This window comes from Actinomadura sp. KC345 (genome assembly GCF_004348515.1).
Classification (GTDB): Bacteria; Actinomycetota; Actinomycetes; order Streptosporangiales; family Streptosporangiaceae; genus Spirillospora.
This window is the reverse complement of the sequence record NZ_SMKH01000525.1, coordinates 1-2,374: the sequence shown is the minus strand read 5'-3', so window position 1 is coordinate 2,374 and position 2,374 is coordinate 1. Positions and strand designations below refer to the sequence as shown.

The window sequence follows — 2,374 nt, the reverse complement described above, 5'->3', positions numbered from 1 at the left end:
ACCCCCACCAGAACCTCCGACCACCGCCCCCTCTCAGGCGCAGTCCGCTTCACCTGAACTGACGCCCACCCGGCGCCGGTCGCTGGGCAAGACCCACCTCCCGGCGCCAGGCCGCACCCACATCCGCACGGCCCCAGCCACCGCCGCAACCGCAACAATCTGAACCACTGCGATCGCGTCCGAAGGCAGGTTTCGAGCGAAGCGAGAAACCTGATCGCGAAGCGAGCCGCCAAGGCGAGTTCGGAGCGATGCAGCGATCGCACCGCAGTTCCCGCCGAAGGAGGGCCCCCAGGGCCCGACGCCAAGGGAACTGCTAATGAACCGCGCGGTCTTTGTCTTCCCAGTAGGGGTCGCGGAGTTCGCGCTTGAGGATCTTGCCGGTGGGGTTGCGGGGGATCTCGTCGCGGCGTTCGACGGAGCTGGGGCACTTGAAGTGCGCCAGTCGCTCGCGGCAGTAGTCGATGATGTCCTGTTCGGAGATGTCCGAGGACACCACGACGAGGGCCTTGGGCGTCTCGCCCCACTTCTCGGACGGGACGCCGATGACCGCGCAGTCGGTGATGTCCGGGTGGCTCATCAGGGCGTTCTCGATCTCGGCCGGGTAGATGTTCTCCCCGCCAGAGATGATCATGTCCTTGACCCGGTCGTGCATGTAGACGTAGCCGTCCTCGTCGAGGTAGCCGACGTCGCCGGTGCGGAACCAGTTGTCGGCGGAGAGGGCGGCCTCGGTCGCGTCGGGCAGGCCCCAGTAGCCCTTCATGTTCTGCGGGGTCTGGCAGACGATCTCCCCGACCTGGCCGACGGGGACCTCCTCCTGGGTCGCCGGGTCGAGGATCTTGATCTTGGTGTTGGCGTTCGGGAGGCCGGCGCTGCGCAGCCGGTGGGTGTTCGGGCCGTCCGGGTCGTGGTCCTCGGCGGGCAGCATGGTGATCGCGCCGGTGACCTCCGTCAGCCCGTACACCTGCATGAACTGGGTGTTCGGCAGCATCCGCATGGCGCCGCGCAGCACGTCCTCGCTGATCGGGGACGCGCCGTACAGCAGCAGTTCGAGGCTGGACATGTCGGCCTCGCCGACCTCCGGGATCAGCTGCATGAACTGCAGCAGGACCGGGACGAGGAAGATGTGCGTGACCCGGTGCCTCTCGATGCCCTTCGCGATCAGCGTCGGGTCGGGCTCGCGCGCGATCACGCTGGTGAGGCCGTTGTAGACGGAGGAGACGGTGAGGACGTTGCCCGCCACGTGGTACATCGGCATCGCGACCATCAGGACGGACGACTCTTCGATGTCCCACACGTCGTTGGTGACCGTCAGGGCCGCGAAGAAGTTGTCGTGCGTCAGCATGACGCCCTTGGGGCGGCCGGTGGTGCCCGACGAGTACAGTTGGACGAACACGTCCGCCGTGTCGGCCTCGTACTTCTGCGGGGCGGTGGGCGCGCCCTCGATCCAGGCGGCGTAGTCCTCGTACCGGTCGGAGCCGCCGATCACCACCGTGTGCGTGGTGTGCTCCAGCTTGTCGGCGATCGCGTCCAGGACGGGGACGAACTCGGGGCCGACGACGAAGACCGTCGCCTCGGCGTTGTTGACGATGTAGGCGACCTCGTCGGGTGCCAGCCGGTAGTTGACCGGGACCTGGACCGCGCCGACGCGCGCCGCGCCGAACAGCTGCTCGGCGTACTCCAGGGAGTTCTTGTCGAGGACGGCGACGCGGTCACCGCGCTCGACACCGGCGGCCGCCAGCGCCGAAGCGACCTGGTCGACGCGCCGGTCGAACTCGCCATAGCTGATCTCAGTGTCGCCCGCGATGTACGCGATGCGATCGGGATGCGCGCTCGCACGCTCGCGCAGCAGCTCAGTAAGTCCTGGCACGATGGGCCCCTTCGCCGATGACCGCCGGTTGTTCCGGCATCATGCGGTCACCGGCGATGCCCCGGCAAGAGGCATGGGGGACTTACGAGTTACTTTTTGACAACTTGGACACCGCGGTCACGGCAAGTACCACCAGGACGGCGACGAAGCCGATGAAGAAGAAGAACTTCAGCATCGACAGGATCGCCCCGATGACGGTCATCACCAGCCACACCGCGAGCACTACACCGAGAATGGTCAGAATCGTCTTACCCATGCCCTCACCGTATGCGCTCGTCTCGCGCGGGTCATCACCCTTCGGTACGACCTTGGCCGCCTCCGGCCCCGCTGCATGGCGGAGCCGCACCCTGAGACCACTGGGGGCCGCACCCCCGAGCGCCCTGGGGGCGCACCCTGACCTCAGAAGGAAGGCGGGGCGCCGGGAGGCGGTTGGTAGGGCTGCCCCGGCGGCACCGGCGGCTGGCCCGCAAACGGGGGCTGGCCGGAAAAGGGCGGCCGGCCCGGCGC

At 67.8% G+C, this 2,374-nt stretch carries 2 protein-coding genes; both read right to left on the bottom strand.

Going from position 1 to position 2,374, the window contains the following annotated elements; translation table 11 throughout:
• Positions 1–313: 313 nt before the first annotated feature.
• The gene (locus E1281_RS39180) at positions 314–1,867 is read right to left on the bottom strand and encodes a long-chain-fatty-acid--CoA ligase (RefSeq protein WP_131884739.1); all 1,554 of its coding nucleotides are present in this window, start codon (positions 1,865–1,867) and stop codon (positions 314–316) included.
• An 82-nt stretch (positions 1,868–1,949) separates the two neighbouring features.
• The gene (locus E1281_RS39175; RefSeq protein ID WP_131884738.1) at positions 1,950–2,213 is read right to left on the bottom strand and encodes a hypothetical protein; all 264 of its coding nucleotides are present in this window, start codon (positions 2,211–2,213) and stop codon (positions 1,950–1,952) included.
• Between the last annotated feature and the right edge of the window lie 161 nt (positions 2,214–2,374).